Source organism: Erythrobacter sp. S227, assembly GCF_057364925.1.
Map to the genome: position 1 here is coordinate 1795197 of NZ_CP200280.1, position 24411 is coordinate 1819607.

Below are 24411 nucleotides of genomic sequence, written 5' to 3' on the forward strand. Positions count from 1 at the left end.
AGCTTCCATGCATAGCAAACCGGCCGTATTGGGCCAGTGCAATGCGACCAGAATACGTTTGCGGACGTTTAGAGAAACTGGAGCCGCGCGTTCAGGCCGATTACAGCGCCCGCAATTCCCATGCAGAAGGCAAACACCAGACGAATGGTTCTGAGCGGCATCTTGCGCAAAGTCTCTGCGCCAAGCGACCACCCCAGAACCACCGCTGCGACACCGGCCAATGCGCCTCCCAAAAGCGCGGTTGTCGGGAACACCGCCCAGGCGGCGAGCGCGAATATGGCGAAGCGCGCGGCATCCTGCATCTGGCGGAAGATCAGCACCGCGCCGATTGCCACATAAGAGCGGGTGGGCTCTTTCATCGGCTTGATTTTGACCGGCCACGCAAGTTCCACCGCACCTGCAATGAGGGCAAAGGCCACAAGCATTTCCGCTGCGCGCCGGGGCAGGATTTCGGCCATTGTAGAGCCCGCATAAGCCATCACCACAGCGGTCGCGATGGCACAGGCGACACCGATAATAAGCAGCGGCACATTGCGATCCGTTGCGGAGGAAAACTGCGCGACAATCATCTGTTCGCGCCCACCAAGCGCGATCAGAAATGTCAGGATCAAGGCGAGCAAAAACGCGTCCATATGCGCCCTCTAGCATGGGCATGGCCGCTGACTAGTGGGGCGGCGTGAAACAATTGCGATTTGAAACCTAGCGTGAGAGCAAAATACGCGTTACGCCTGTGCCAGAGAGGATAGGAGAGGCAATGAAACTCGAAGCTGGAATGGCCGCGGTTGTAACCGGCGGCGCATCAGGACTTGGCCGGGCGAGCGCTGCGGCGCTGGCGGATAAAGGCCTGAAAGTCGCAATTTTCGATATCAATGACGAGGATGGCGAGGCTCATGCCAAGGCGATTGGCGGCACCTTCCACCATGTCGATATTATGGACGAGGAAAGCGTCGAGGCAGGCTTTGCCGCCGCGCGCGCCGCCAATGGTCAGGAGCGCGTCACCGTCCACTGCGCCATGGCGAGTAAACGCGGCAAGACCATCGGCTTTGACAAGACCACAGGCGGGTTCAAGCGCCTTCCGACAGTAGATTATGCCTTTGGAGCAGAGGGCATTCTGGTCGCGAGTTACCGCGTCGCCAGTATCTCGGCGCTTGGCATGGCGAACAGCGATCCCGTCAATGACGATGGCGAGCGCGGCTCGATCACCTTGACCGCCAGTGTCGCGGCACAAGACGGCCAGATTGGTCAGGTGATTTACGGTTCGTGCAAGTCGGGGGTGAACGGGCTGGTGCTACCAATGGCGCGCGATTTGATGGACCTTGGCATCCGCGTGAACAGCGTGATGCCGGGTATATTTGCGACGCCGCTAATGCTGGGGATGAAGGATCGCAATCCGCAAATGTGGGACCAGCTGAATGCCAGTGTCCCCTTCCCCAAGCGCTTGGGCGAGCCCGAAGAATTCGCCTCGCTCATCTGCGAGATTGCGGGCAATAGCTATATCAACGGCCACCAGTTCCGTTTGGACGGTGCAATCAGGATGCCCCCTAAATGAACGTTGAATTTTCACCCGAGCTCGAAGCCTTTCGCGCTGAAGTCGCCGAATTCTTCGCCACCGCTCCAACGCCTGCCATCCGTGAGGCAGGGCGCAAGACAACGAGCGTGTTCGCACCGTTTGACCAGTGTATGGAATGGCACCAGATCCTCGCCAGAAAGGGGTGGTCTGCACCGCATTGGCCAGTCGAGTATGGCGGCACAGGGTGGAGCGTGGAGCAGCGCTTCATCTTCGCCGAAGAATACCGCAAGGCCGACCTCCCCCCGCTTCTGCCGCAAAGCCTTGGCATGGTCGGGCCGCTGCTGATCGACATTGGAACTGAGGAACAGAAGGCAAAGTATCTGCCGCCGATCCTCGCTGGCCATGACTTCTGGGCGCAAGGGTATTCAGAGCCGGGCTCCGGTTCTGACCTTGCCTCGCTCCAATGCCGCGCCGAGCCGGATGGCGATGATTACATCATCAACGGCTCCAAAATCTGGACCACTTACGCTCACCACGCCAACCGCATGTTCATGCTGGTGCGCACCGACAATTCGGGCAAGAAACAGCAGGGAATCACATTCCTTCTGCTCGACCGGGTCGACTATCCCGGCATGGAAATCCGCCCCATCGTCGGGCTCGATGGAATGCCCGAACAATGCGAGGTGTTCTTCGACAATTGCCGCGTTCCCCAATCGGGCTGCGTGGGCGCAGAAAACGACGGGTGGAGCGTTGCGAAGCACCTTCTCAAACACGAACGCGGCGGTTCTGCCGCCTCGCCGACCCTCGTGCGCTATCTTGAAAAGGCCAAGGAGGCCGCGGCGGTGACGCCCTCGCCCTTTGGCGGAATGCTGGCCGATGATCCCGTATTCCAAAGCGAATTTGGCGAACTTCACGCCGATGTTGCAAGCCTTGGCCATATGGAAAAGCTTGCGATCAGCGGGCATCCGATTGCCGATGACCCCGCTTACCCATCGCTCAACAAGACGATCAATTCAGAGCTTCTCCAGCGCGCCTCGACCTTGATGAGCAAGGTCTCAGGCGTCGGCGGTCTGGCGCGGCAATTGGAAGCCTTGCGGGTGGGCTCGAACGTCGAACCGCAGGGAAGCGAGTTCGATCTCATCTCCATGCCGCTCTATTTGAACAGCCGCGCGGCCTCGATTTACGCTGGCTCGAACGAGGTCCAGCGCGATCTCATCTCGCGCAGCTTGGCGGCGGGAGCTTAAACCCCATGGATTTCAGCTTCTCACAAGAACAAGACATGCTGCGCGAGAGTGTCGCGAAACTGTTGGAACGCAATTACGATTTCGACACACGCCAAGCGCTTGTGGCGTCCGACGCGCCTTGGTCGGCGGAAGTTTGGGCACAGTTCGCAGAGCTTGGCCTGACCATGCTGCCTTTTAGCGAGGAGCAAGGCGGGCTTGGCGGATCAGTCGCCGATTGTGTCGCCTTTGCAGGGGTATTCGGTGAGCATCTGGTGGTGGAGCCTTATGTGGCCTCCATAATCCTTGCAGGCGGCGCGCTGGCCGCTAGCGGTACGCCGCTGGCCCTCGAATGGATCGAAAAGCTGGGCGGCGGCGAGGTCACCCTCGCTTTCGCCTATGAGGAAGGGAACGGCACCGCCACTCCTGAGCAAATTGCGATGACGGCGGGCACGGCGGGCGACGTCGTCACTCTAACCGGCGAGAAACGCCTTGTGATCGCAGGCGATGCGGCAGATGCGCTGGTCGTTGTCGCGAGGGATGCGGACAAAGGAAAGCTGGGTTTCTGCCTCGTTGAAAAGGACGCGAGCGGGCTCACCACCCGCCCCTACAAAACCATCGACGGGCGCGCCGCAGCGACAATCTCCTTCAACAATGTGCGCGCTTCAATCCTTCTCAAAGACGCAGGCGAAGCGCTGGACGCGATCCTTGCTAAGGCGATTATTGTCGCGTCCGCTGAGGCCTTGGGCGCGATGAAGGCGCTGCTAGCCCTCACGTCCGAATATGCCATGACCCGAAAGCAATTCGGCCAGCCCATCGGCATGTTTCAAGTGGTTGCGCACCGACTGGCGGACATGAAAATCGCTTACACCAAGGCGCTTTCAACGCTCACCTATACCACCGCGCTTGCCAATTCTGGCGCGGCCACCCCCCGCGATATTGCGACGCTAAAGGGGCAGATGGGTAAGCTTGGCCGTGAAATCGGGGAAGCGGCGATCCAGACGCATGGCGGGGTTGGCATGACCGACGAGCTTAGCGTCAGCCATTTCCACAAACGCATCCTCACCTTTGACGCCAGCCTTGGCGGGTACGCCTTTCACTTGCGCAGAGTCGGGCAGATGGCCTGACCACCGCGCCTGATCAATTGTTGTTCGTCGAAAGCGCGTTGGTGATGCCAATGACGGAGAAGGCCGCGCTGGATATGGTTGAGACGAACCGCTGAAGATCGGCGCCAGGCGCAGTGGAAACATAGAGGACATCATCGTCCTGAACGGCGAAATCCTGCATCGCAAAAAGGCTGGCGGGGTCTGACAGGTCGAGGCGATAAATCACCGGCACGCGGCCATCGGCAAGCGTTCGCACATCGCCATCAAGCCCCTCTCCCAGTGCCTCACGGTCTTCGAGGCGGAAGACAAAGACGCCCTTCACATCCGCGCGGTTGTCATTGAGCCCGCCGACCCGGCCCAGAGCCTCTGCGAGGGTCACACCCGCGCCATCAAAGGGCACCTCGGTGCTGTTGCGGACCGCGCCAAGGGCGACAAAGCTGAAGGGTTGCTGCAACACGGTGACAACATCATCAGGGTGAAGCTGCACATTTTGAGCAGGGTCTTTTACCACACGTTGTAGCGGCATTGCGGCGACGGTTTCCCCGCGGGTGATCTGCACAATCGACCGGTCAGCCGGACCGCGCGTGCCCCCTGCTGTGGCCACCGCGTCGAGCAGGCGCTCTCCGCGCGCCGTCAAAGTCATGCGCGTGCTGTTTGCAACTTCGCCAAGCACTGTGACCGCGCGGTTGTCATTTTGAACCAGCCGCACAATCACTTGCGGGTTATGCGCCCGGCCCGAAAGCTTTGAGACGATTTCCCGTTCAACCGCAGAAACCTTGCGGCCCACCACATTCACAGCGCCGACGAAGGGCACATTTACGGTGCCATCATCGTTCACCATCTGCTGGGGAATGCTTGCCTGCTGGGCAACATCGGGCACACCTGCGGCTGCGCTAGAGCTTAGCGCTCCTGCCCCGAACAAGACCGCAGGCGGCGCTTCCCAAATGGCAATATCGAGCACATCGCCAAATCCGATGAGTTCGATAGAAGGCGCAGGCTGGGTGAACACTTCGGCAAACTGGGATGACCGCCCATATTGTTGAAGCCGGGAGAGCGCTCTGCCGTCCAGCTCGACGATTTCAATGCCTTCGCCTTGATAGCTTTGCTCGGCCGCCTCACGCACATTGCCGCCGGTCGGACCGCTTGCGCCTAGGGTGGAGCAGCCCGCGAGCGCCGCTGTCATCGCCAGAAGGGCAACGCCTGAGACCATTTTGCCTGAGACCATATTCGGTTTCCTTGAGGGCTTAACATTCATTTCAATCGTCCAGTCTCGTATTGTCGCGGGGCCCCAAATTCCATGTGATCTTGTTTGATGGCGCATTGTCGCATGTTCCCTTGCCTCACGATAGGGTCCGGCGCTCAATCGCGGCCTGTGTGAGGGGCCAACCGGCAAAGCCATCAACCTGCATCAATTGCGGCCACGCATCCTGGGGTAACGAGATACGGCTCGCAATCGACAGGGCATCCTCGGACGCGCTGCTTGGCCGGGCGATCACCACAAGGTTTTTCGCCCATGCTTCAGGAGTAGAAGTGTCCTGCGCTTCGCTGCTGGCTGAAGGCTCCCCCGTATCGGCACTTGCGGCAAATCGTGCATCATCAATCATCGCTGCCAAAAGCGCATCGCATGTCTGATGGGTGCGCAAGAGGCCCAGCACATCCTCGTCGGAAATCTCTTCGCTTAACCAGACGGCGCGCGCGAACAATTCGATGTCGGGAATACCGGGTGGCTGGTTCTTTGCAGCCGTTTTCTCGCCCGTCCCGCCGGAATAGGCCGGCACGGGGTAGGTTTCAGGAGAGACTTTCTGTTTCTTCATCGTAAAATTGAGGTGCGGCTGCACATCAAGATACGGCTCTCCCAATGCGCAGGCCGTGCGGTAGGCTGCTTCTGCGCGAAGATATGCGCCTGCCTCCTTGGCGCAATGGCCCTTTTGCACCCAATAGGAGCGTTGATAGGGGTAGAGCGCGAGCGCCGCGGCATAGTCCGCCTCGGCCTCTTCCCAGCGTTTCTGATCGCGTTTCCAATCCGCGTCCTGCACCAGAACCATAAACGCATCATCGCGCACGGCCACCAAGTGGGTGCTCTCGACCAGTTGTTTGCGATCGGCAGCCAATTCTTCGCGTTTCGATTGCTTTTTCTCGCTGATCCCAATCTTCTCGCGAAAGTCGGCATAGGCGAGCTCAAAATCGTCGAACTCGACAAATTGCCCTTCGTTCAAGACCGCAAAGCGGGTGCAATGGTCGCGCACATAGGAGGCATCGTGCGAGATGATAACCATCGCCCGGTCGCCGCGATTGCCGAACAATTCTTGGTTGCAGCGCTGGTGAAAGCGCGCATCGCCAACTGCGCCCACCTCGTCGATGAGGAAGCAATCAAACTCAATGATCATCGAAATCGCAAAGGCCAGCCTTGCCCGCATACCCGATGAATAGGTCCGCACTTCTTCGCGCAAATAGGCGCCAAGCTCGGAAAAATCCTCAACAAAGGCGAGATTCTTTTCAAAGTCCTGATTGTAGATGCGGCTGATGAAACGGACATTGTCAACGCCGGTCAGCGTGTCCTGAAACGCCCCGCCAAAGGCAAGCGGCCATGAAACGCTCATGCTGGTGTCGATACGGCCTTTCGTGGGAAGCTCTGCCCCGCTGATAAGGCGCACAAGGGTCGATTTGCCCGCGCCATTGCGGCCCAGAACGCCCAGTTTCTCACCGCGATCCAGATTAAAGCTGATGTTATCGAGAACCAGCTTTTCCCCGAAGCGCGTCGGGTAAATCTTGGAGACGTTCTGAACCTGGATCATCCGGGCACCAGTCGTTTGGAGACATAGCGCGTCAGCAGAAGGGCAACAGTGATGATCACCATGTTCACCGGAATGACGTAAGACAGGTCATAAATTGCCCGTGCCTGGCTGCCGAAATATCCGTCACGGACCATCTCGATCCCGTGAACCATGGGCACCCACAGCACAATTTCCTGAGCGAATTCCGGCAGTGCTGCAACGATAAAACCTGCACCCGAAAGCGGGAACATGAGGTAGGATGCGGGGTGCCAGAACTTGTCGACAAGCTCGTTAAGGTAAGACAGCGCGCCAAGCGTGATAGCAAGTCCTGCCCCGAACCATGCGATGATGAGCCACCCTGCCGCCACAGTGAGGAAATCCTCCGGCGGCTCAAGCCAGCCGATGCTGATAAAGACGACCGCCAATGTGAAAAAGGATATGGTCGCACCGCCAAATTCAAGCAAAACACGCGCCGCATAAATGTCCAGCGCCTTGATATTGCGGTGATACAAAAGGTTGGAATTAGCCATCAATGCGCCGATGCAGCGCCCTGGCATATTCCGCCACAAAAGCACGCTCGAATATCCGGTAAGCGCAAAAGCAACGATAGGCAGGTCGCTGCCGTGCACAGATTTTATCGCTGTCCAAAGCGCCGTCACACCCAGTGTGAACAGCATCGGCTCCACAAACAGCCATAAAAAGCCGATATTGTGCCGGCCATAGCGGGTCAGCGTTTCGCGGATAAGCAAGGCACCGATTACCCGGCCCTGGACTTTCAGGCTTTCGCGTAAAGGAGGTCTGTCGAGAGGCCGGGAAGCCATTAGTCGCGGTGCTCCCTCACACCAATCATAAGCATCGACAAAACGCCCCACGCAAGAAGACCCATTACGAGCGTTGCAAGGATGCTGCGAATGCGGCGCGGTTCTTCGGCATAATCGGGCAGGCTGGGGTCCGAAATACGCTCGACATAGGCGCGCTTACGGCGGGCTTCGGCTTGCGCTTCTTGAAGCGAGGCCAGCGCGATGCCCAATTGCTGCTCTGCAAATTCGGCGTTCACCGCTAATTCCTGATAACGCACCATGGCAGAAGAAAGCGAGGAAGAGCCCCCGCCTGCAAGCGCCTCTCGCGTCTTTTCGATCTCTTGTTCAATCGCGCGCACCTGCGTCCGCAAAAACGGAATCTGCGAGGCTTGCGGCGTGTAGGTTTGCAATTGGCGCAGCTGCGTTTTCGATGCGATCAGTTCATCCTGGAGCTTGCCGATCATCTGAAGACCAGCAAGAGATTGCGCCTCCGGATCGACAATCCCTTTGGCGCCGCGAAATTCGGCCAGCTCCAGCCGCGCGGAACGCGCTTTTTCGGTGGCTTCGTCCACTTGCTCTTGCGCAACGCCGAGGGAATCAGCGCGGGCGCGTTCGGACAGGCTGTTCACCAGGGCCTCTGACTGGGTCAAAAGGCGGGTGTTGATCTCTTTGGCTTCCACAGGATCAAACGCGCTCACCCGCAAGCTCATCACCTGACTGGTAACACCTTGTTCTATCAGGACCTTGCCAGTGAAATATTCGTACAATTGCTCTTTGCTGGTGCCGAACAGTGCCCCGAACCGGTCAAGGAAGAACACATCATCACCGGTGTAGGCGCTGCGGACATATCCGTCCTCATTTGCCTCTTCCAGAGCGCCGCGCGAGAGGACATATTGCTCGACAGAATCGGTGCTTTCGACATCGCCGCCTGCGTTAATGCCCGCCTGACCCAGTACAGCAGTGAAAGGCGATACAGAGCTTTTTGACGGAGACCGCACGACAAAGCGGCTTTCCGAAATATACACATCGCTCGCCAGGAAACCGAAATACACGACAGCCAAAAGGGTCGGCACAATGACCGTTACGATGAAAAGCGGATTGATGAACTTCAGACGATCTAACACTCGGCTTGCATTCTCTCGATTGCCACCTGTTCGACACTAGCCAGATTTTCAAGCCAAGGGTCTATAATCGCAAAATGATTTTGCCAGGTAGGAGGAACGAAACGTCCCATCATGTTGATTTGTCGATCACGCTCGTGATCTGTGAAAGCAAAGCGGCCAATCGCCCGCTTCCATGCGCCTTCATTCTCGACATCTAGCAGCATCGGGATGCCTTGCCCAATTTCTTGAAAACTTGGGATGTTGTTGGCGATTACAGGGGTGCCATGCTGCAAGGCTTCAACAACAGGCAGGCCGTATCCTTCAGCGTGGGTGGGCATCAACAAGGCACGCGCCCCCTTTAGCAGCGCCCCGACATCACCGTCCTTTGCGCCCGTTTCAAACTTTACCAGTTTCGACAGCGCAGGTTTGGCGCGGTAGGTTTCGAAGATCGGCGCGCTTTGCGGGCCCTCTTGCCCGACGATAACCAGTCTAGGACATGACGCCCCGAATTCGCGGGCCATTTCTTCCCATATCCGCAAAAGCATCCCATAATTCTTCCGGCGCTCGATTGTGCCAATGCACAAGAAGTAAGGGTCATTTTCGGCTGTGGGGGTGGTCATGTTCTGATGCCGATCGCGATTGGCGGCCCGCGGATCGTCCAAATGCGCCCCTGCAAGCGGGGCAACAGTGACCGGCGGCAATTCAAGTCGCCGCTTGCCTGCAAATTTTGCCAGCTCAACCATTGTCGCGCGCGTGTTCACAATCGCGCCATAGCCGTGTCGAAGCAGTCCGCGAACCCTTCCCAGATGCCGCTTGACCGCATGGGCGCTCGTCAACCTCGGGTGGGTTAGCGGGATCAGATCGTGCAGGAAATACACCGAGCGAAGATCGCTTTTCCCGACCCATTCATGGTGCGTTGGCAAGTCGAAATCGGTGTGGCTGGGATTGATATACAGCATACCGTTGCCCGCAATTCGGGACGGCGAACGGGCAAGTGCCAAAGGTGCAAACCGCAGCAATTTCGAACGGAAACGCTCACCCGGCTGCAAAAGCATTTCGAACAATTTGTCAGAGTCGCGGCGGCTCAGCACCTTTACCACCCCGCGATGTTGGACCACCGCACGCGCACGCTCGCGAAAGTGTCTGGCGTATGCATCGCATACGCGGTCGATGCCGGTTGAACTGCGATTGGTCCAACTGCGCGAGACAAGCCGCGTCACATCCAGAAGCATTTCGGTGCTCATGATAGTGCGTCTGCCTTCACACCTTGACCCCAAGCCATATTGCCAAGGAGGGAAAACCGCTCGTCGAGCAACTTTTCTGCCATGTGGTGGGCCTTGGGATCGTCAACGTCCATCCACCATGCATCACCAATATCGAGTGTGGCCGCGCGCCCCTGATTCGCCAGCATTTGCATACCGTCAGACAAAGAGCCCTGCTTGCCCTGATCGATGGCCTTGAGGATCGCCTTAGCCAATGCCGGCGTTGCGAGGAACGCCCCGCAATCAACGGCGTCGTAGGTCTGAAGGTCTTTGCCGATCCGCGCGATCCGACCGTCTTCGCCCGTTTGCACCCAGGTCGCATCGTCGGGATCGATCAGCGGGCTGACGGTTTGCCGATCAATCGCAAGGGTGACGCCGTGATCTTTATCGCCGTACCCTCTATGACCCTGCCTCGCCAAGCCACGCAGGATAGCGCTCGACAAAATATGGTCGCACATCACCAAAAGGTAATTCGCTGGCAAAAGCGCAGCGCCCGCGACGACCGAATATCCGTTGGGCTTTTCCCAATCATCGACCCGTGTTGTGACGATATCCAGGCCAAGCCGGGACCGCAGGTCAGCCGCCGCCGCCTCGACCAAATCCGCCTGATAGCCGGTCACAACGACAATTCGCGTCACGCCAGCGCTCGCAAGCTGGCGGACAGCGATTTCAAGCAGGGTAACGCCGTTCACCTTGGCCAGAGGCTTTGAGGCGAACAGATCGCGCAGCCGGCTTCCAAAACCCGCAGCAAGAATGAGACCGTCCATAGTCGATCCTCTTTTGTTGCTTTCCTCGCGCCAGGCGCCCGAATTACTCGGCCGCTTCTGGCAATGCGGTTTGATATTGGTCGAGCAGGCTGTTCGCCACGTCTTCGGGGATCTGCTCTGGCGGGTGCTTGCAATAATAGGCGGAAGGAAGGGTCAGTGCCCCGCTCTCGCCGCGGTCAAGCGCTTGCTTGCAAAAACGGATTGCATCGACGACGCAGGCCGCCGCATTCGGGCTGTCTTCAACCGACAGGCGCAGCTCAAGGTTCATCGGGACATCGCCCCACTGCGTTCCCTCGACGCGCAGGAAACAGACCTTATTGTCTTTTTGCCACGCGACATATTCGGACGGGCCGATAAGGATATTCTCATCTGCAAGACGCGTTGCCAGCGCTGCCTGCACCGCCATGGTCTTGGATTCTTTCTTGTCGCTCAACCGGTCACGGTCGAGCATGTTCATGAAGTCCGTATTGCCGCCGGTGTTAAGCTGGTAGGTGCGCTCAATATTGGCGCCGCGCGCTGCAAACAGGCTCGACAAAGCGCGGTGAACGATGGTCGCTCCGACCTGCGCTTTGATATCGTCTCCGACAATTGGCAGACCTTTCGCCTTGAAGCGCGCCTCCCATGCCTCATCGCTGGCGATGAAAACAGGGATGCAATTGACCACTGCGCAGCCTGCTTCAAGCGCGCATTCCATGTAGAATTCGGTCGCCTTCTGAGAGCCGACAGGCAGGAAGTTGACCAGAATATCAGCCTTCGCCTCGCGCAGAGCAGAGACGATTTCGTCTTTGGAAACGGGGATTTCGCTGTCGGAGAGCATAAAGCCGCGGTCGCCCGCTTTGGTCATGTGCTCCGCAACACCATCAAGCGAGGGCCCGCGAATAACCTTCGCGCCGTTTGAGGCGACATCTGCATGAAAAACGGTTGTGTTGTTGGGTTGGGCAAAAATGGCCTCGGACAGGTCCTTGCCAACTTTGCGATCGTCCACGTCGATACCAAGGACGAACTGGATGTCGGACACGGAATAACCGCCGACAATCTCTCGTATCAAACCGCTGGTCGAATTGTTCGCTCTGTAAAAGTCAATTCCCTGAACAAGTGAGCTTGCACAATTGCCAATACCAACGATAGCGACTCTAATCGAATGCATCATATTTCCTAGTACACCCATGATACCGCGCTCTAGAAAACGCGGCTACTTTGCCCCCTCCCCTTGGTATTTGCTGATATATACAGCCTGAACACACACCGCTTCAAACTGCAGCAATGAGTGGCCATCCCCATCGGCCACGCTATTTTGCAAAACGCCAGTATTACCTGAATGCTGCGTCCCACAATTTTATCGTGCATACAACCTTAAAAACATCGGTTTGGATGAAACTCTGGTAACCTTGGCAGGTGCGCCACATCTCCAGAACCGCTATTCAAGAAGACATAAAGCACCGGAAATATTACGCTATCGAGAAACGTCGCATGAATTTGGATCGCAGAACCGGTGCACAATCGTCAACAGGGATAGAGCCAAAGTGACACTTGTTTGCGTCGATTGCAGGTATATCGGCAACAATCCCAGCGGGATTGGCGAGGTCACCTGGGGCCTGTTGCGGCATTTGCCCGCGCTTGCCCCAGATTTACGCTTTCTTTTCCTCAAAAACCCGCAGTACCAAGGCCGCCTTAGCGATGCTTCCAATGTGGCGGAAACCATCGTCAAAAGCCCCGCCAACAGCCCTGCGACCATGTGGTGGCTGCCCCGGATTGCTGATTTGAGCGCGGTGGACCTGTTCCATGCCCCGTTCAATATCCTGCCCGCCGGCCTCACCATGAAGACCGTCACGACGATCCATGACGTCATGTGGCTGACGCATCCAAAATGGTGCAATCCTTCGCTCTACGGCCTGATCGAGCGCCACTTTTACGCCAACGGGATCAACCGCGCGCTAAACCGCTCGGACGCGATCGCCACGGTTAGCGATTCTACACGGCAGGAGATCGCCAGACTTCGCCCTGATGCAGGAGCGAAACTTGCGGTCACACTCTCGGGTGTGTCAGACGAATTTCACCCGGTGGAAGTGCGCGAGGAGACGCTGTCATCGATTGGCATACAACCGGGCCAGAAATTCATCCTCACCGCAGGGCAATTTGCACCCTTCAAAAACCACGATGGCGCGATCAGGGCATTTGCACGCGCGTTTGGATCACGCAGCGACATAAGCCTTGTGATGGTTCAACGCCGCAATTCAGGCGCAGGCGAGCTTGCCTCGCTGGCGCGCAAGCTTGGCATTGCAAACAGGGTTCATTTTACCGGCACGGTCAGCTTCCCCACCCTGCTTGAGCTGTATTCGGGTGCGTTGGCGCTGCTCCACCCGTCCTTGTGCGAAGGGTTTGGCAATCCGGTCGCAGAAGCGATGGCGTGCGGATGTCCGGTCATCACCAGCAATCTGAGCGCTATGCCCGAGGTGGCAGGGGGCGCGGCCTTGCTTATAAACCCGGATGACACCGAAAATATCGCAGCCGCGCTCATGCGAATCGCCTCTGACGAATCGCTCGTCTGTGACCTCAGTGCAAAAGGGCTCGCGCGGGCAAAGGAGCTTTCATGGGAGAGCTTTGCGAAAGCCAACCTCGATCTTTATCGCAAGGTTTTGGCCTGATCGCATATCCGGCGGGTCGCGCGCGCGGCGGTGATGATTGAGGCGATCAGCACAAGGGTCAGACCAATGGCCTCGAATGCGAAGAAATAGAGCGGCGTGCCCGCAAACATGGACGCACCCAGCGCAAGCGTGCGGTAATTCGCGCTCAGCAGATAAGTCGACCTTAAGACAGGGATCGTCTCTTTGCGAATGATCGCACGCAAGGCAGGGCGCTGTTCCTCACCTGCTTCAGCCATAAGCGCATCCACCTCGCGCCCACCAGGGGCAAGAAGCTTTGCCAGGTTCACATAATAGCTTGCGAAAAAGCTGATGATCCCGCCTGGCTGATCCGGATTTTTGGCAGAAACACGAAGCCAGTCCGTGCCGTAGATCCAGTGCTGATACTGGCGGCGCTGCACCTCGTAATGGGCCGCCTGAACAATACGTCCCGCGCCTGCACCAATGGCAAATGCCCATGCAATGCCTGCGCCGATTTCGGCGGCGAGCATCGTCCCCAGCGTGACGTATAGAATGATGTGTCCGACATAATCGCAAATGCCGTCGACAACCTCGCCCGTGCTGCTGGTCCTTCCGGTGATGCGGGCCAAGTCCCCGTCAGCGCCGTCAAAAACATGCCAGCCCATATGCAGCACAAGGCCCAGCATGATCGCAGGCCAGGTGCTCCCCAGCGCATAGGCAAAGGTCGCAAGGACAATCATCGCGCCGCCTGCAACCGACACCATGTTAGGCGTAACCGGCGTTGGCACCAAAGCCCTGGCAAGGCGCATGGAAAGCGGGTGATAGATCCGGCCGTTCAGCCAGTCTTCCAACTCGGCGGGGCGGCCCTGCGCCGTCTTGGCGCCGGGTTCCTCGTGTCCAGGTTTCTCTTGCTCGACCATTGGCGCAGGTTGCCGCCCTTCTTTTGGCTCACGCTTGTATAGGTTTCTATTACTGCTTAGGCTCAAACCTGTGCTGGTCTTAGCCCAAGTCCAGAAGTTTCACAGTTACGTTATTGTCCTGAAAGCCCCGATGTAATGGCAAGAGCAATTCTGCTTTTTTCCAGTAGCGCTCATGCCAATCACCTGATCGCAGGCATTCCCGCTGCTGTACGCGCTGCTGTCATCGTGCACCAGAGCGAGGAATTGGGAAGCAGCGACATCGTGGTTGTTGCGATCCCGGGAGGATGGGACGCATCGGCCTGGGCAAAGTCGGAATTTGCGCGGCTATTGCCCGAGGTGCGCATTGCAATGGGCGATCCGCAGGCCAACAATTTGCCAGTCCAAAGCCCGGTTATGGACGGTGTTTCCGTGCTTTGCGGCGAGCCTGTTGTGCTGGCGAACAGCGATGCTGTGGCGCAGTGGCTTGAGGATAGCGACAAGAATCAAGACGATATCCGCCTGCTCAATCGCATCGGCTCCGACATCATTCGGGCGACCGGCAAGCGGTCCGATGGTCTTGTCTCGCGCTATTTGAACAGGCCTATTTCGCGTTCCATCTCGAAACTGCTGCTCAAATTTCCGGGCGTCACACCGATGCATGCAACCGCATTGGCCGCCTTTACCGGAGTGTTGATGGCGCTCGCCCTGATCTTTGGCGGTGCTGGTGGATTGATCGCCGGTGCGCTGCTGTTTCACGCTGCTTCTGTCATCGACGGAGTAGATGGGGAGATCGCGCGCGCGACAAGGCGGTCGTCCGAATTTGGCGCAAAGCTGGATACGATCATCGACGGGATCACCAATCTGGCCTTCCTCAGCCTCGCCTCACTTAATCTGTGGTTGCAAGGCGAGGTCGAGGCAGCGACCTATGGCGCGGTGGGCCTCGGGATTCTTGCGGTTGGCCTCGCGGCGCTTGGGCTAAGGTCCATAGCGATGGGCGGTCCTTTCACATTTGATGCAGTGAAGAACAATTTCCACGCGCGCCCTTCCAAAATCACGAGTTTTCTAGCCGCGATCACCTCGCGCGACGTCTATGCCGCCGTCTTTGCCCTCACTTTTGCGCTAGGATTTGCTGAGTGGATGTTGCTCATTTTTGCGAGTGCGGCGGCGATCTGGCTTGTCACCGTGCTGATCGTCCTGGTCAGGACAAAAGCAACATAATGCTAACCAAGACAGACTATTAGGGCCGCCATGTCAGAGCAAAAGCGCATCCTCACCGTATTCGGCACAAGGCCAGAAGCGATCAAGCTGTTCCCTTTGCTGCACGCATTGGAGGCAGACAGCCGGTTTGAAAGCCGCATTTGCGTCTCGGCACAGCACCGCTCGATGCTCGACAGCGTGCTGGAGATCGCGGGGGTAACGCCGCACCATGATCTTGACCTGATGAAGCCTAACCAGTCTTTGGACGCGCTTACTGCAGCGGCTCTCACCGGGCTTGGCAAGGTCATGGACGAAGAGAAACCCGATTGGGTGGTCGTGCAAGGCGACACGACCACAGTCATGGCAGGCGCAATCGCCGCTTACTATCGCCAAATCCCTGTCTGCCACGTCGAGGCAGGGCTTCGCAGCGGGGACATCTACCGCCCTTGGCCAGAGGAAGTGAACCGCAAGGTCGTGGGCAGCTTTGCCAAACTGCACTGTGCACCCACTGAAACCGCCGCCAATGCTCTGCGCGCCGAGAACGTTGACCCGGCGACCATCCACGTGACCGGAAATACGGTGATCGACGCCCTTCACTGGGTGACCAAAAAGGTCGCCGCCAAGCCCGCGCTTGCATCGGGCCTTGCCGAGATTGAGGCGCGCTTTGCAGGCAAGCGCATCATAGGCATGACCAGCCACCGGCGCGAGAATTTCGGCGACGGGATGGAGGCCATTGCCAAGGCTGTGCGCGAAATCGCGAGCCGCAAAGACGTGGCGATCATCTTTCCCGTCCACCTCAACCCCAATGTGCGCTCCGTCATGAACGAAGCGCTTGCCGGGTTAGACAACGTCGCCTTGATCGAGCCGCTCGACTACCCGCATTTTGCGCGTCTCCTCGATATCGCTCACATTATGCTGACCGATAGCGGCGGGGTGCAGGAAGAAGCGCCCGCTCTTGGCAAGCCTGTTCTCGTCATGCGCGAGACGACCGAGAGACCCGAAGGGGTTGAGGCTGGAACAGCCAAGCTTGTGGGCACCGATGCAGGCACAATTGTGCGCGAAATCAATCTCTTACTCGACGACGCCCAGGCTTACGAAGCTATGGCGCGCGCGCACAATCCGTTTGGCGATGGCAAAGCCGCGCTGCGGATATGCGACCTATTGGCAGGCTAGGCTAAAACACACTTACCATATCTTATCTTCTTGTCGTTAACGCACACCCATGCGGGCGTGAAACCCGCGAGCGACGGAGTGCGATTTTGCTTAAGAAGACGACCCTCAATGCCAGCGTAATTGGCCTTGGCTACATCGGTCTGCCAACCTCCGCCGTCATGGCGCGCGCGGGGTGCAAGGTTCAGGGCGTAGATGTGAGCCAGAATGTGGTCGACACAATCAACCGCGGCGAAGTGCACATTGAAGAGGTCGATCTCGACGGCCTTGTTCAGGCGGTCGTCAATGACGGGCTCCTGACTGCCAGCCTCGAGGTTGAACCCTCAGACGTCTTCGTCATCGCGGTCCCCACCCCGTTCAGCCACGATGGCAAGCATACACCCGACATTTCCTACATCCTGCAGGCCGCAGAAAAGGTCGCGGGCGTTCTCAAGAAAGGCGACTGCGTGATCCTTGAGTCCACTTCGCCCGTGGGCACGACCGAGAAAATGCGCGATGTGTTTGCGGAAAAACGCCCCGATCTGGCGATGCCCGGCCTGTGCGAGGGCACACCCGACATCTCCATCGCTTATTGCCCGGAGCGGGTGCTTCCGGGCCGCATTCTCGAAGAATTGATCCACAATGACCGCTCCATCGGCGGGATAACGCCGCGCTGCGCGAGGAAAGCGCTCGCCTTCTACAAACGCTTTGTAAAAGGCGAATGCGTTGTCACCGATGCGCGTTCCGCCGAAATGACCAAACTTGTCGAAAACGCCTTTCGCGATGTGAACATTGCCTTTGCCAATGAGCTGTCGATGATCGCAGACAAACAGGGTTTGGACGTATGGGAGGTCATCCGCCTTGCCAACCGTCACCCGCGCGTCAACGTCCTGCAACCCGGTCCCGGCGTGGGCGGCCACTGTATCGCGGTTGACCCGTGGTTTATCGTCCACGGCGCGCCTGACCAGGCCAAAATCATCCGCCAGGCCCGCGAGACCAATGACGCGAAAATGCACCATGTTCTGGAGCGTGCGAAAGTGCTGGCCGAAGAAAATCCGCAAGCCAAAATCGGCTGCCTTGGGCTCGCTTTTAAAGCAAACATCGACGACTTTCGCGAAAGCCCCGCGCTTGAAATCGCCGCCAACTTGGCGCGCGATTACAACGAGCGTGTTCAGATCGTTGAGCCTTATGCAAACGAGCTTCCCGATGAATTTCTAGGCACCGGTGCGCAATTGATCGACATCGACGAAGCCTTGGAGGATTGCGACATTCTGCTGCTGCTTGTCGATCACGATGTGTTTAAGGCGATCCCGCCCGAAGAACGCAGCGACAAGATCGTTTACGACACACGCGGTGTGTGGAGCTGACCGGCTCACCGCCTTCAAATTGACATGAGCGCACCCCTTGGCTAGCCCGTCCTTAGATGGTGCGGACCGTGCGGTATTGCCTAGGCGACTTGCATGGAAAGCTAAGAGGGAAGCCGGTGAGATACCGGCGCTGTGCCCGCAACTGTAAGCTGGGAGCCCTGAACCACTAAGTCACTGGCGCGTGCCCAATGGGCGCGTACTGGGAAGACGGTTCAGGCGTGATGATCGGCAAGCCAGGAGACCTGCCATCGCGTCGTTCGTCCGGGGCCGGGTCCAGCCCAATGGGACAGGAAAGTTTTTTCCAAAGTAGCGACAGCGTAACGGCTCGTTTTTCCGCTGTAAGTGCATGTTGGTGCGCTGCGGCAGGGCCACTGTCATTTGCGCTGTATGGGGGTGGGAAAAGCCTCCCTTGCGGCAATACTCTGGATTTTAACTCAATGAAATATCGCATTTATCTTGCAGGCATATCTTCCCTTGCGCTGCTACCTTCATCTCTCAATGCGCAAACCACCGACCGGCAAGGGGCGCAAAACACCGGATCTGAGCAAATCGTTGTCACCGCTAACCGCACTGCGCGTCCGCTTTCTGAAGTGGGTTCATCGGTAAGTATCATTCCCGAAGAGGAAATCGTGACCCGCCAGGCAAGCGATGTGATCGACATCCTGCGCACCGTCCCCGGCGTCACATTCAACCGCAATGGCGGAATTGGTACCTTGGCGGGCGTCTCCATCCGCGGTGCGCAAAGCGATCAGACAGTCGTTTTGATCGACGGGATCAAATTGAACGACCCTTCCTCCATCGGCGGCGGGTTTGACTTCGGCCCGCTCCTCACCGGCAATATCGCCCGTATCGAAGTGGTGCGCGGCTCGCAGTCGGTGCTCTATGGCAGCCAGGCGATTGGCGGCGTCGTCAACATGCTGACCCGCGAACCGACTGAAGAACTTGGCGTCTTTGCACGGGCCGAATACGGGAGCCGCGATACAGCGGAACTCGTCGGCAACGTCTCGGGCAAAATTGGCCCCGTCGCGGCAAGCTTTGGCGGCACATATCTCACCACCGACGGCATCTCCACCTTCAACGAAGCGCGCGGCGGGACCGAAGCGGATGGGTTTGAAAGCATCGGCGTAAACGGCAAGGTCGATGTGGCTTTGTCCGACAATATCTCACTCGATTTGCGTGCATTTTATGCCGATGGCGAGACCGGGATTGACGGCTTCCTTCCCGATTTTTCCTTCGGCGACACCAATGAGGTTTCCAACCGCAAGGATTTCGTCGGCTATGCCGGTATCAACGCCGCATTCCTTGATGGCCGTTTTCGCAATCGCTTGGGCTTTGCCTACACCGATATCACCCGCGAGAACGTCAACTTGGACACTGATTTTGTGACCTTTGACGGCAGCGGAGAGAACCGGCGCTTTGAGTATCAAGGCGTGTTCGATGCAAGCGACAATGCACAGATCGTCTTTGGCGCAGAACGCGAGGAATCGCAGTTCGCCTCCACCAGCTTTGGCACTGTTACCCCCACACAAGATGCCTCAATCAACTCGCTCTATGCGCAAGTTAATGTGACGCCTTTAGGCGGACTCTCGCTCACAGGCGGCCTTCGCTATGACGACACCGACACATTCGGCAGCGCGACCATCTTTTCGGCGAGCGGCGCCTATTCGCCCAATGAAGGCTCCAGCATCATCCGCGCAAGCTATGGCGAGGGGTTCAAAGCGCCCTCTTTGTTCCAACGCTTCAGCAGCTTTGGCAATCCGGACCTTGTGGCCGAGCAATCGGAAAGCTGGGACGTAGGGTTAACCCAGAATTTCCTCGATGACCGCGCGCAAGTGGGTGTCACCTATTTCAAGCGCGACGGAACCAATGAAATCGACTTTGTCGGATGCAGCGCCGACATCCCGATCTGCAACGATCCTGCAAACCCGCGCCCCTTTGGCACCTATAACAACATCGACGCCGTATCCGCCGATGGCTGGGAGTTTGGCGTTGCCTTGCAGCCGGTCGACGGGTTTGACGTATCGCTCAATTATTCGATCATCGACGCCTTTGACGACACGACCGGCAATCGCCTGGCCCGCCGTGCCGAAGAAACCGCGAGCCTTGTTGCGGATTACCGCACGGGCGGCGGCTTTGGCATCGGTGCAACGGTCTTGCTGGTCGGGGACAGCTTCGACGATGTGGCCAACACCCGCCAGAACGATGGCTATTTCGTCGCTGACCTGCGGGTAAGCTATGGCATCACCAAGGCGCTCGAACTGTTTGGCCGGATCGAGAATGTCACCGACGAGGAATATGAGACCATCTTCCAGTTCGGACAACCGGGCCGGGCCGTCTTTGGCGGCGTGCGTTATCGGATGTAATGCGCGGGCTAGCGATCTTCGCGGCGCTTTTCAGCCTTATGCTCCTTGCTTGTTCACCGGGCGAGGAGACGGGGCAAAGCGCGCCGTCACGACCCGATGGCCCTCAACGTATCGTCAGCCTCGATTATTGCGCGGACCAATATGTGCTCGAGTTCGCTAATCGAGAGGATATTCTTGCGCTGTCTATCGATGCGGACAAACGTTTTTCTTACCTTCGCGAAGAGGCAAAGGGCTTTCGCAAAGTGCGCCCGCGCACCGCAGATGTCCTCGCGCTTGAGCCCGATTTGATCGTGCGCTCCTATGGCGGCGGCCCCAATGTCACGAACTTTATGGAACGCGCCGGTGTGCCTGTGGTGCAAGTGGGTTTCCCCAGCAATATTGACGAGGTCCGCCAGGAGGTTGTGCGCCTTGGCGAGCAGCTTGGCCAAGGGGACAAGGCGCGCAAAGCGATTGCGGACATGGATGCACGATTGGCTGCTCTCAAAGCGGATCAGGAGCGCGCGCCCGATGCGCTTTACATGACACCGGGGGGCGTCACGGCGGGTGAAGGCACTCTTATCAATGAATTGATGCAGGTCGCTGGCCTTGGCAATTTTCAGACGCGGGCCGGTTGGCATTCCATCCCGTTGGAACGGCTGGCCTATGAACGCCCCGAACTGGTCGTTGCCGCCTTCTTCCAGAACGAACACAGCGCGATCCACAATTGGAGCGCGACCCGTCATCCAGTCTCGCAAGCACAGCTTAACGAGCTACCGGTGGCCGCAATCGACGGCGCATGGACATCGTGCGGAGGCTGGTTCCTGATCGAAGCGGTTGAGGCCATGGCTGAAACGGCGAAAGGCGCGCGCGGTGAGTAAAATCAACGCAATCCTCTCCCTCGGATTGGCCGCAGCGATTGTCCTCTCGCTCCTGCTCGGCTCCGTGCCGCTTCCCTTGGACAGGGTTTTGAGCGCGCTCGTATTTCAGGCAAGCGCCGGGGACCAGCTGGTCGTTTGGGACATTCGCCTCCCCCGCAGTCTAGCCGCCGCCCTTGTCGGGGGTGCGCTCGGCATGAGCGGGGCGGGTTTGCAGGGGCTGTTGCGCAATCCATTGGCAGAACCCGGTATCCTAGGCGTGTCGGCAACCGCGGCCTTGTTCGCAAGCTTCGTGCTCTATTTCGGGCTCGCGGCTGTGTCGCCCGTCATTTTGCCACTGGCCGCTGTCGCAGGAGCCTTGATCGCAACGCTGATCGTGGCGGCCGCCGCCATGCGCAGTGTGTCGGTCGTGACGCTTATCCTCATCGGTGTGGGGCTCTCCAGCTTTTCGGGCGCGCTCATGGCCCTGTTGATGAACCTCGCGCCCAACCCGTTCAGCCTTGCCGATATGGTCAACTGGATGCTCGGCTCGGTCGCCAACCGCAGCTATGACGATCTTGCGGTCGCGGCGCCTATGATTGCGCTGGGCATAGCGGTGCTATTCGCGTCACGGCGCGGGCTTGCCGCGCTTGGCCTTGGCGAGGAGGCGGCGGCGGGCCTTGGCGTCAACCTCAAGAAACAGCGGCTGGCGGTCATCGTCGGCGCGGGGCTTTCCACTGGAGCTGCGGTCGCAATTGCTGGCGCGATCGGCTTTGTTGGCATAGTCGCGCCGCATTTGGTGCGGCCATTCGCGCGCTATGATGCCTCGCGGCTTCTGGTTCCTTCTGCATTGCTGGGGGCGCTGCTTCTGGTCCTTGCCGACATTGGCGTGCGCGTTATCCCGACCGATTTCGAGCTTAAACTGGGCGTGGTCGCATCACTGATCGGCGCGCCCGTCTTCATCTGGATCGCATCGCGCAGGAGGCTTGCATGAACCTGTTTAGCGCGCGCGGCCTCTCCTATTCAGCGCAAGGAAACGCGCTTGTTTCAAACGCAAGCTTCACACTGGAAGCGGGCACGCTCACCGCTTTAATCGGCCCCAATGGTGCAGGCAAAAGCACGCTGCTGCGCCTTGCTCTGGGGCTGTTGAAGCCTGACGCTGGCACGGCAGACATAGCGGGGCAGGACATTGCGGGTTTGAATCCCATAGAGCGCGCCCGACAAGTCGCCTATCTGCCGCAAGCCCGCGAGCTCGCCTGGCCACAGCCGGTGCGCGATATCGTTGCCCTTGGCCGCTTTGCCTATGGCGCGGTGCCTTCGCGGCTCTCTCCTGAAGATGCGGCGGCTATCGCGGGCGCCATTGCAGCATGTGACCTCGAAGGCTTTGAAGAGCGCGCGGCGGACACGTTGTCAGGCGGTGAGCTTTCACGGGTGCATCTGGCAAGGGCGCTTGCGGCGCAAACGCGCGTCCTTATCGCCGATGAACCCGTCGCAGCGCTTGACCCTCGCCATGCCCATGAGGTGTTGCAGCTGTTCAAACGCGCTGCGGGCGAAGGTCGGGCATTGCTGACAGTGGTTCACGATCTATCGCTGGCCGCGCGTTATGCGGATCGGCTCATCTGGATGAATCAGGGGCGTATTGTCGCCCAAGGGACACCGCAGGAAACCATCACGCAAGATCGGCTGCGCGATGTCTTTGGCATTAAGGCCGAGGTGGAATTCAAGGGTGAAGGCGGCGTTTCCCTTGAAATTCTGGGGCCTGCCTGACCCTGACCTTGCACCCGTCACGGGCGGGCGAGCGCATTGGTTCAATTCGGCTCGATTGAATCGCTGGAAAACTATTGCGCTCACCTTTGCGCCTGCGCAGCGCGTGCCTAGACTTGGGCAGTGAGCACTCAGATCAACATTGGCAAAGATTCGCACGGGCAAAGCATCGATATCGATCTTGAAGAGCTGCTTGCAACGCGGCTCTTGGTGCAGGGCAATTCGGGATCGGGCAAATCGCATTTGTTGCGCCGCCTGCTCGAAGAATGCGCAGGTTTGGTCCAGCAGGTCGTGATTGATCCCGAGGGTGATTTTGCCTCGCTTAGCGATCATTTCGGCCATGTCGTGATCGATGGCGCTGCCTACACCGCGCGCGAGATTGAGGCGCTGGGGGCCCGCGTGCGCCAGCACCGTGCATCGGTGGTTCTGGCGCTTGACGAGCTGGAGGTGGAACAGCAAATCCGCTGCGCCTCGCTGTTTCTGACGGCCCTGTTCGATGCCCCGCGCGAACACTGGTATCCTGCCCTTGTCGTAGTCGACGAAGCGCAGATGTTTGCGCCTTCTGCAGCAGGCGAGATGAGCGACGAGACGCGACGCATGACGCTCGCAGCGATGACCAATCTTATGTGCCGTGGACGCAAGCGCGGACTTGCCGGTATCGTTGCGACCCAGCGCCTTGCAAAGCTGGCCAAGAATGTGGCGGCCGAGGCATCGAATTTCCTGATGGGGCGCACATTCCTTGATATCGATATGCAGCGTGCAGCCGACCTGCTTGGTATGGACCGCCGTCAGGCCGATCGCATCCGTGACCTTCAGCGCGGTCAGTTTCTGGGGCTTGGCCCTGCGGTCAGCCGCCGCCCGGTGGCCGTGAATGTGGGATCGGTTCGCACAGGGGGCAAAAACGCATCGCACGGGCTTTTGCCATTGCCCGATGAACCCGGCGAAGGGATGGAAACGCTCCTCACCAACAGGCTGGATGAAGCGGTCGCAGAGCCTGAAACTGCGCGTCCATTGCCAACCCCTCGCCCAGCGGCTGATCTTGAAAGCGCTTTATCGGCGGCGGTCCCGGCCCCTATGCCAGCAACCGCCCCGAAGACTGACGATGAGGCAGCGAAATCCGAAAGCGAGCCGGATCACTCCGAAGCCAAGCCGGTCGAAGCCAAACCAGTCGAGGCAAGCAGCGCATCACCAAAGGTGGTAGCGACCAACGATACAGACGGCGTGTTTGAAGTTGGCGGTGTGGTGCGCGAATTGGCGAAGAGTGACGGCGCAACCTTCAGGCCAGCGGCCTCCCTCTTCCGGGACTTTGCAATCCTCTGTCGCCAGCGCGGTGTGCCAAGCGCCCATGTCGATCTCGGCCAATTCCGGCGCCTGTTCGCATGCGAAATCGGCGGTCTTGACAGGTTGGAAGGACCTGCCCGCGCGATTGTTCAGGACATGATCGAGGGCGTCGATGAAGACGTGCTCGCGCCTTATCTGGCGATGATCGTCGCATCCGCCCTTGGCGAACCCATCCCTGATGAGGAGACGTTGGCGCTCCTTTACGGAAGTTCATCACCCAGCCGCGTTCGCCGATTGCTCGACCATCTGGAACGCAGCGGGCTGATCGTGATCCGCGAGGAATTCGGCGGGGAACGCAGCATTATTGTGCCCGGCGTCGCCGAGCGCATTAGCGCAAGCGAAGCGGCTTAAGC

21 protein-coding genes and 1 riboswitch are annotated in these 24411 nt (G+C 58.6%); of the genes, 12 read left to right on the forward strand and 9 right to left on the reverse strand.

All coding sequences use genetic code 11. The features are described from left to right. Nucleotides 1-68 precede the first annotated feature (68 nt). Complete coding sequence (locus tag AC0V6Q_RS08425) at nt 69-632, reverse strand: TMEM165/GDT1 family protein (protein WP_486167946.1); 564 nt, start codon at nt 630-632, stop codon at nt 69-71. 122 nt (nt 633-754) lie between these two features. Between AC0V6Q_RS08425 and AC0V6Q_RS08430 the strand changes: the two genes are divergently transcribed. From AC0V6Q_RS08430 to AC0V6Q_RS08440, 3 genes are read left to right on the forward strand one after another with little or no spacing between them, the layout of a single operon-like run. Next, a complete protein-coding gene (locus tag AC0V6Q_RS08430; protein WP_486167947.1) occupies nt 755-1549 on the forward strand; it encodes an SDR family oxidoreductase in 795 nt (264 codons plus the stop codon). Beyond that, entirely contained in the window at nt 1546-2754 is a 1209-nt protein-coding gene (locus AC0V6Q_RS08435; protein ID WP_486167948.1) for an acyl-CoA dehydrogenase family protein, read from the forward strand. Before AC0V6Q_RS08430 ends, AC0V6Q_RS08435 begins: the two co-directional genes overlap by 4 nt. Nucleotides 2755-2759: 5 nt before the next feature. Next, nucleotides 2760-3857 (forward strand): acyl-CoA dehydrogenase family protein, encoded by a 1098-nt coding sequence (locus AC0V6Q_RS08440; RefSeq protein WP_486167949.1) that lies wholly within the window; start codon nt 2760-2762, stop codon nt 3855-3857. A 13-nt stretch (nt 3858-3870) separates the two neighbouring features. Here AC0V6Q_RS08440 and AC0V6Q_RS08445 read toward each other — a convergent pair whose 3' ends face one another. From AC0V6Q_RS08445 to AC0V6Q_RS08475, 7 genes are all read right to left on the reverse strand, one after another. Continuing rightward, the gene (locus AC0V6Q_RS08445; RefSeq protein WP_486167950.1) at nt 3871-5061 is read right to left on the reverse strand and encodes a polysaccharide biosynthesis/export family protein; all 1191 of its coding nucleotides are present in this window, start codon (nt 5059-5061) and stop codon (nt 3871-3873) included. Between the two features lie 115 nt (nt 5062-5176). After that, complete coding sequence (locus tag AC0V6Q_RS08450) at nt 5177-6631, reverse strand: ABC transporter ATP-binding protein (protein WP_486167951.1); 1455 nt, start codon at nt 6629-6631, stop codon at nt 5177-5179. Beyond that, the gene (locus AC0V6Q_RS08455) at nt 6628-7431 is read right to left on the reverse strand and encodes an ABC transporter permease (RefSeq protein ID WP_486167952.1); all 804 of its coding nucleotides are present in this window, start codon (nt 7429-7431) and stop codon (nt 6628-6630) included. The genes AC0V6Q_RS08450 and AC0V6Q_RS08455 overlap by 4 nt, the downstream gene beginning before the upstream one ends. Then, complete coding sequence (locus AC0V6Q_RS08460) at nt 7431-8534, reverse strand: KpsE/RkpR family capsule polysaccharide export protein (protein ID WP_486167953.1); 1104 nt, start codon at nt 8532-8534, stop codon at nt 7431-7433. Before AC0V6Q_RS08460 ends, AC0V6Q_RS08455 begins: the two co-directional genes overlap by 1 nt. After that, nucleotides 8528-9757: a glycosyltransferase family 4 protein gene (locus tag AC0V6Q_RS08465; RefSeq protein ID WP_486167954.1), complete on the reverse strand. Its 1230-nt coding sequence runs from the start codon at nt 9755-9757 to the stop codon at nt 8528-8530. Before AC0V6Q_RS08465 ends, AC0V6Q_RS08460 begins: the two co-directional genes overlap by 7 nt. Further along, a complete protein-coding gene (locus tag AC0V6Q_RS08470; RefSeq protein WP_486167955.1) occupies nt 9754-10542 on the reverse strand; it encodes a phosphocholine cytidylyltransferase family protein in 789 nt (262 codons plus the stop codon). The genes AC0V6Q_RS08465 and AC0V6Q_RS08470 overlap by 4 nt, the downstream gene beginning before the upstream one ends. 43 nt (nt 10543-10585) lie before the next feature. After that, on the reverse strand, nt 10586-11689 hold the full coding sequence (locus AC0V6Q_RS08475; RefSeq protein ID WP_486169281.1) for an inositol-3-phosphate synthase: 1104 nt from the start codon (nt 11687-11689) through the stop codon (nt 10586-10588). A 376-nt stretch (nt 11690-12065) separates the two neighbouring features. Between AC0V6Q_RS08475 and AC0V6Q_RS08480 the strand changes: the two genes are divergently transcribed. After that, nucleotides 12066-13187, forward strand: coding sequence for a glycosyltransferase family 4 protein (locus AC0V6Q_RS08480; protein ID WP_486167956.1), 1122 nt, complete (start codon nt 12066-12068; stop codon nt 13185-13187). On the opposite strand, the gene AC0V6Q_RS08485 is transcribed toward AC0V6Q_RS08480, so the two are convergent. Continuing rightward, nucleotides 13166-14065, reverse strand: coding sequence for a CDP-alcohol phosphatidyltransferase family protein (locus AC0V6Q_RS08485; RefSeq protein ID WP_486167957.1), 900 nt, complete (start codon nt 14063-14065; stop codon nt 13166-13168). The genes AC0V6Q_RS08480 and AC0V6Q_RS08485 overlap by 22 nt on opposite strands. Before the next feature lie 135 nt (nt 14066-14200). Here AC0V6Q_RS08485 and AC0V6Q_RS08490 point away from each other — a divergent pair, with 135 nt between their 5' ends. The 8 genes from AC0V6Q_RS08490 to AC0V6Q_RS08525 all read left to right on the forward strand — a co-directional run bounded on the left by AC0V6Q_RS08490 (nt 14201) and on the right by AC0V6Q_RS08525 (nt 24409). After that, nucleotides 14201-15262 carry a CDP-alcohol phosphatidyltransferase family protein gene (locus AC0V6Q_RS08490; RefSeq protein WP_486167958.1) on the forward strand — a complete coding sequence of 354 codons (1062 nt, stop codon included), beginning with the start codon at nt 14201-14203 and terminating at the stop codon, nt 15260-15262. 30 nt (nt 15263-15292) lie between these two features. Continuing rightward, nucleotides 15293-16414 carry a non-hydrolyzing UDP-N-acetylglucosamine 2-epimerase gene (gene wecB / locus AC0V6Q_RS08495; RefSeq protein WP_486167959.1) on the forward strand — a complete coding sequence of 374 codons (1122 nt, stop codon included), beginning with the start codon at nt 15293-15295 and terminating at the stop codon, nt 16412-16414. Nucleotides 16415-16500: 86 nt separating this feature from the next. Beyond that, nucleotides 16501-17757, forward strand: a complete 1257-nt coding sequence (wecC, locus tag AC0V6Q_RS08500) for a UDP-N-acetyl-D-mannosamine dehydrogenase (RefSeq protein ID WP_486167960.1) — start codon at nt 16501-16503, stop codon at nt 17755-17757. A gap of 53 nt (nt 17758-17810) precedes the next feature. Beyond that, nucleotides 17811-18021, forward strand: a riboswitch (cobalamin riboswitch). Nucleotides 18022-18194: 173 nt separating this feature from the next. Further along, nucleotides 18195-20120 carry a TonB-dependent receptor plug domain-containing protein gene (locus AC0V6Q_RS08505; RefSeq protein ID WP_486167961.1) on the forward strand — a complete coding sequence of 642 codons (1926 nt, stop codon included), beginning with the start codon at nt 18195-18197 and terminating at the stop codon, nt 20118-20120. Further along, a complete protein-coding gene (locus AC0V6Q_RS08510) occupies nt 20120-20977 on the forward strand; it encodes an ABC transporter substrate-binding protein (RefSeq protein WP_486167962.1) in 858 nt (285 codons plus the stop codon). Before AC0V6Q_RS08505 ends, AC0V6Q_RS08510 begins: the two co-directional genes overlap by 1 nt. Next, nucleotides 20970-21947, forward strand: coding sequence for a FecCD family ABC transporter permease (locus AC0V6Q_RS08515; RefSeq protein ID WP_486167963.1), 978 nt, complete (start codon nt 20970-20972; stop codon nt 21945-21947). Before AC0V6Q_RS08510 ends, AC0V6Q_RS08515 begins: the two co-directional genes overlap by 8 nt. Next, a complete protein-coding gene (locus tag AC0V6Q_RS08520) occupies nt 21944-22720 on the forward strand; it encodes an ABC transporter ATP-binding protein (protein ID WP_486167964.1) in 777 nt (258 codons plus the stop codon). The genes AC0V6Q_RS08515 and AC0V6Q_RS08520 overlap by 4 nt, the downstream gene beginning before the upstream one ends. A 120-nt stretch (nt 22721-22840) precedes the next feature. Next, nucleotides 22841-24409 carry a helicase HerA domain-containing protein gene (locus tag AC0V6Q_RS08525; RefSeq protein ID WP_486167965.1) on the forward strand — a complete coding sequence of 523 codons (1569 nt, stop codon included), beginning with the start codon at nt 22841-22843 and terminating at the stop codon, nt 24407-24409. Nucleotides 24410-24411 lie beyond the last annotated feature (2 nt).

Bases quoted from the DNA above. Each gene is read 5' to 3' on its own strand.
- AC0V6Q_RS08425 (WP_486167946.1), bottom strand. From the start codon at position 632: ATGGACGCGTTTTTGCTCGCCTTGATCCTGACATTTCTGATCGCGCTT.
- AC0V6Q_RS08440 (WP_486167949.1), top strand. From the start codon at position 2,760: ATGGATTTCAGCTTCTCACAAGAACAAGACATGCTGCGCGAGAGTGTC.
- AC0V6Q_RS08510 (WP_486167962.1), top strand. From the start codon at position 20,120: ATGCGCGGGCTAGCGATCTTCGCGGCGCTTTTCAGCCTTATGCTCCTT.
- AC0V6Q_RS08430 (WP_486167947.1), top strand. From the start codon at position 755: ATGAAACTCGAAGCTGGAATGGCCGCGGTTGTAACCGGCGGCGCATCA.
- AC0V6Q_RS08450 (WP_486167951.1), bottom strand. From the start codon at position 6,631: ATGATCCAGGTTCAGAACGTCTCCAAGATTTACCCGACGCGCTTCGGG.
- AC0V6Q_RS08505 (WP_486167961.1), top strand. From the start codon at position 18,195: ATGAAATATCGCATTTATCTTGCAGGCATATCTTCCCTTGCGCTGCTA.
- AC0V6Q_RS08445 (WP_486167950.1), bottom strand. From the start codon at position 5,061: ATGGTCTCAGGCAAAATGGTCTCAGGCGTTGCCCTTCTGGCGATGACA.
- AC0V6Q_RS08465 (WP_486167954.1), bottom strand. From the start codon at position 9,757: ATGAGCACCGAAATGCTTCTGGATGTGACGCGGCTTGTCTCGCGCAGT.
- wecB (WP_486167959.1), top strand. From the start codon at position 15,293: ATGTCAGAGCAAAAGCGCATCCTCACCGTATTCGGCACAAGGCCAGAA.
- AC0V6Q_RS08455 (WP_486167952.1), bottom strand. From the start codon at position 7,431: ATGGCTTCCCGGCCTCTCGACAGACCTCCTTTACGCGAAAGCCTGAAA.
- AC0V6Q_RS08520 (WP_486167964.1), top strand. From the start codon at position 21,944: ATGAACCTGTTTAGCGCGCGCGGCCTCTCCTATTCAGCGCAAGGAAAC.
- AC0V6Q_RS08435 (WP_486167948.1), top strand. From the start codon at position 1,546: ATGAACGTTGAATTTTCACCCGAGCTCGAAGCCTTTCGCGCTGAAGTC.
- AC0V6Q_RS08485 (WP_486167957.1), bottom strand. From the start codon at position 14,065: ATGGTCGAGCAAGAGAAACCTGGACACGAGGAACCCGGCGCCAAGACG.
- AC0V6Q_RS08490 (WP_486167958.1), top strand. From the start codon at position 14,201: ATGGCAAGAGCAATTCTGCTTTTTTCCAGTAGCGCTCATGCCAATCAC.
- AC0V6Q_RS08475 (WP_486169281.1), bottom strand. From the start codon at position 11,689: ATGCATTCGATTAGAGTCGCTATCGTTGGTATTGGCAATTGTGCAAGC.
- AC0V6Q_RS08470 (WP_486167955.1), bottom strand. From the start codon at position 10,542: ATGGACGGTCTCATTCTTGCTGCGGGTTTTGGAAGCCGGCTGCGCGAT.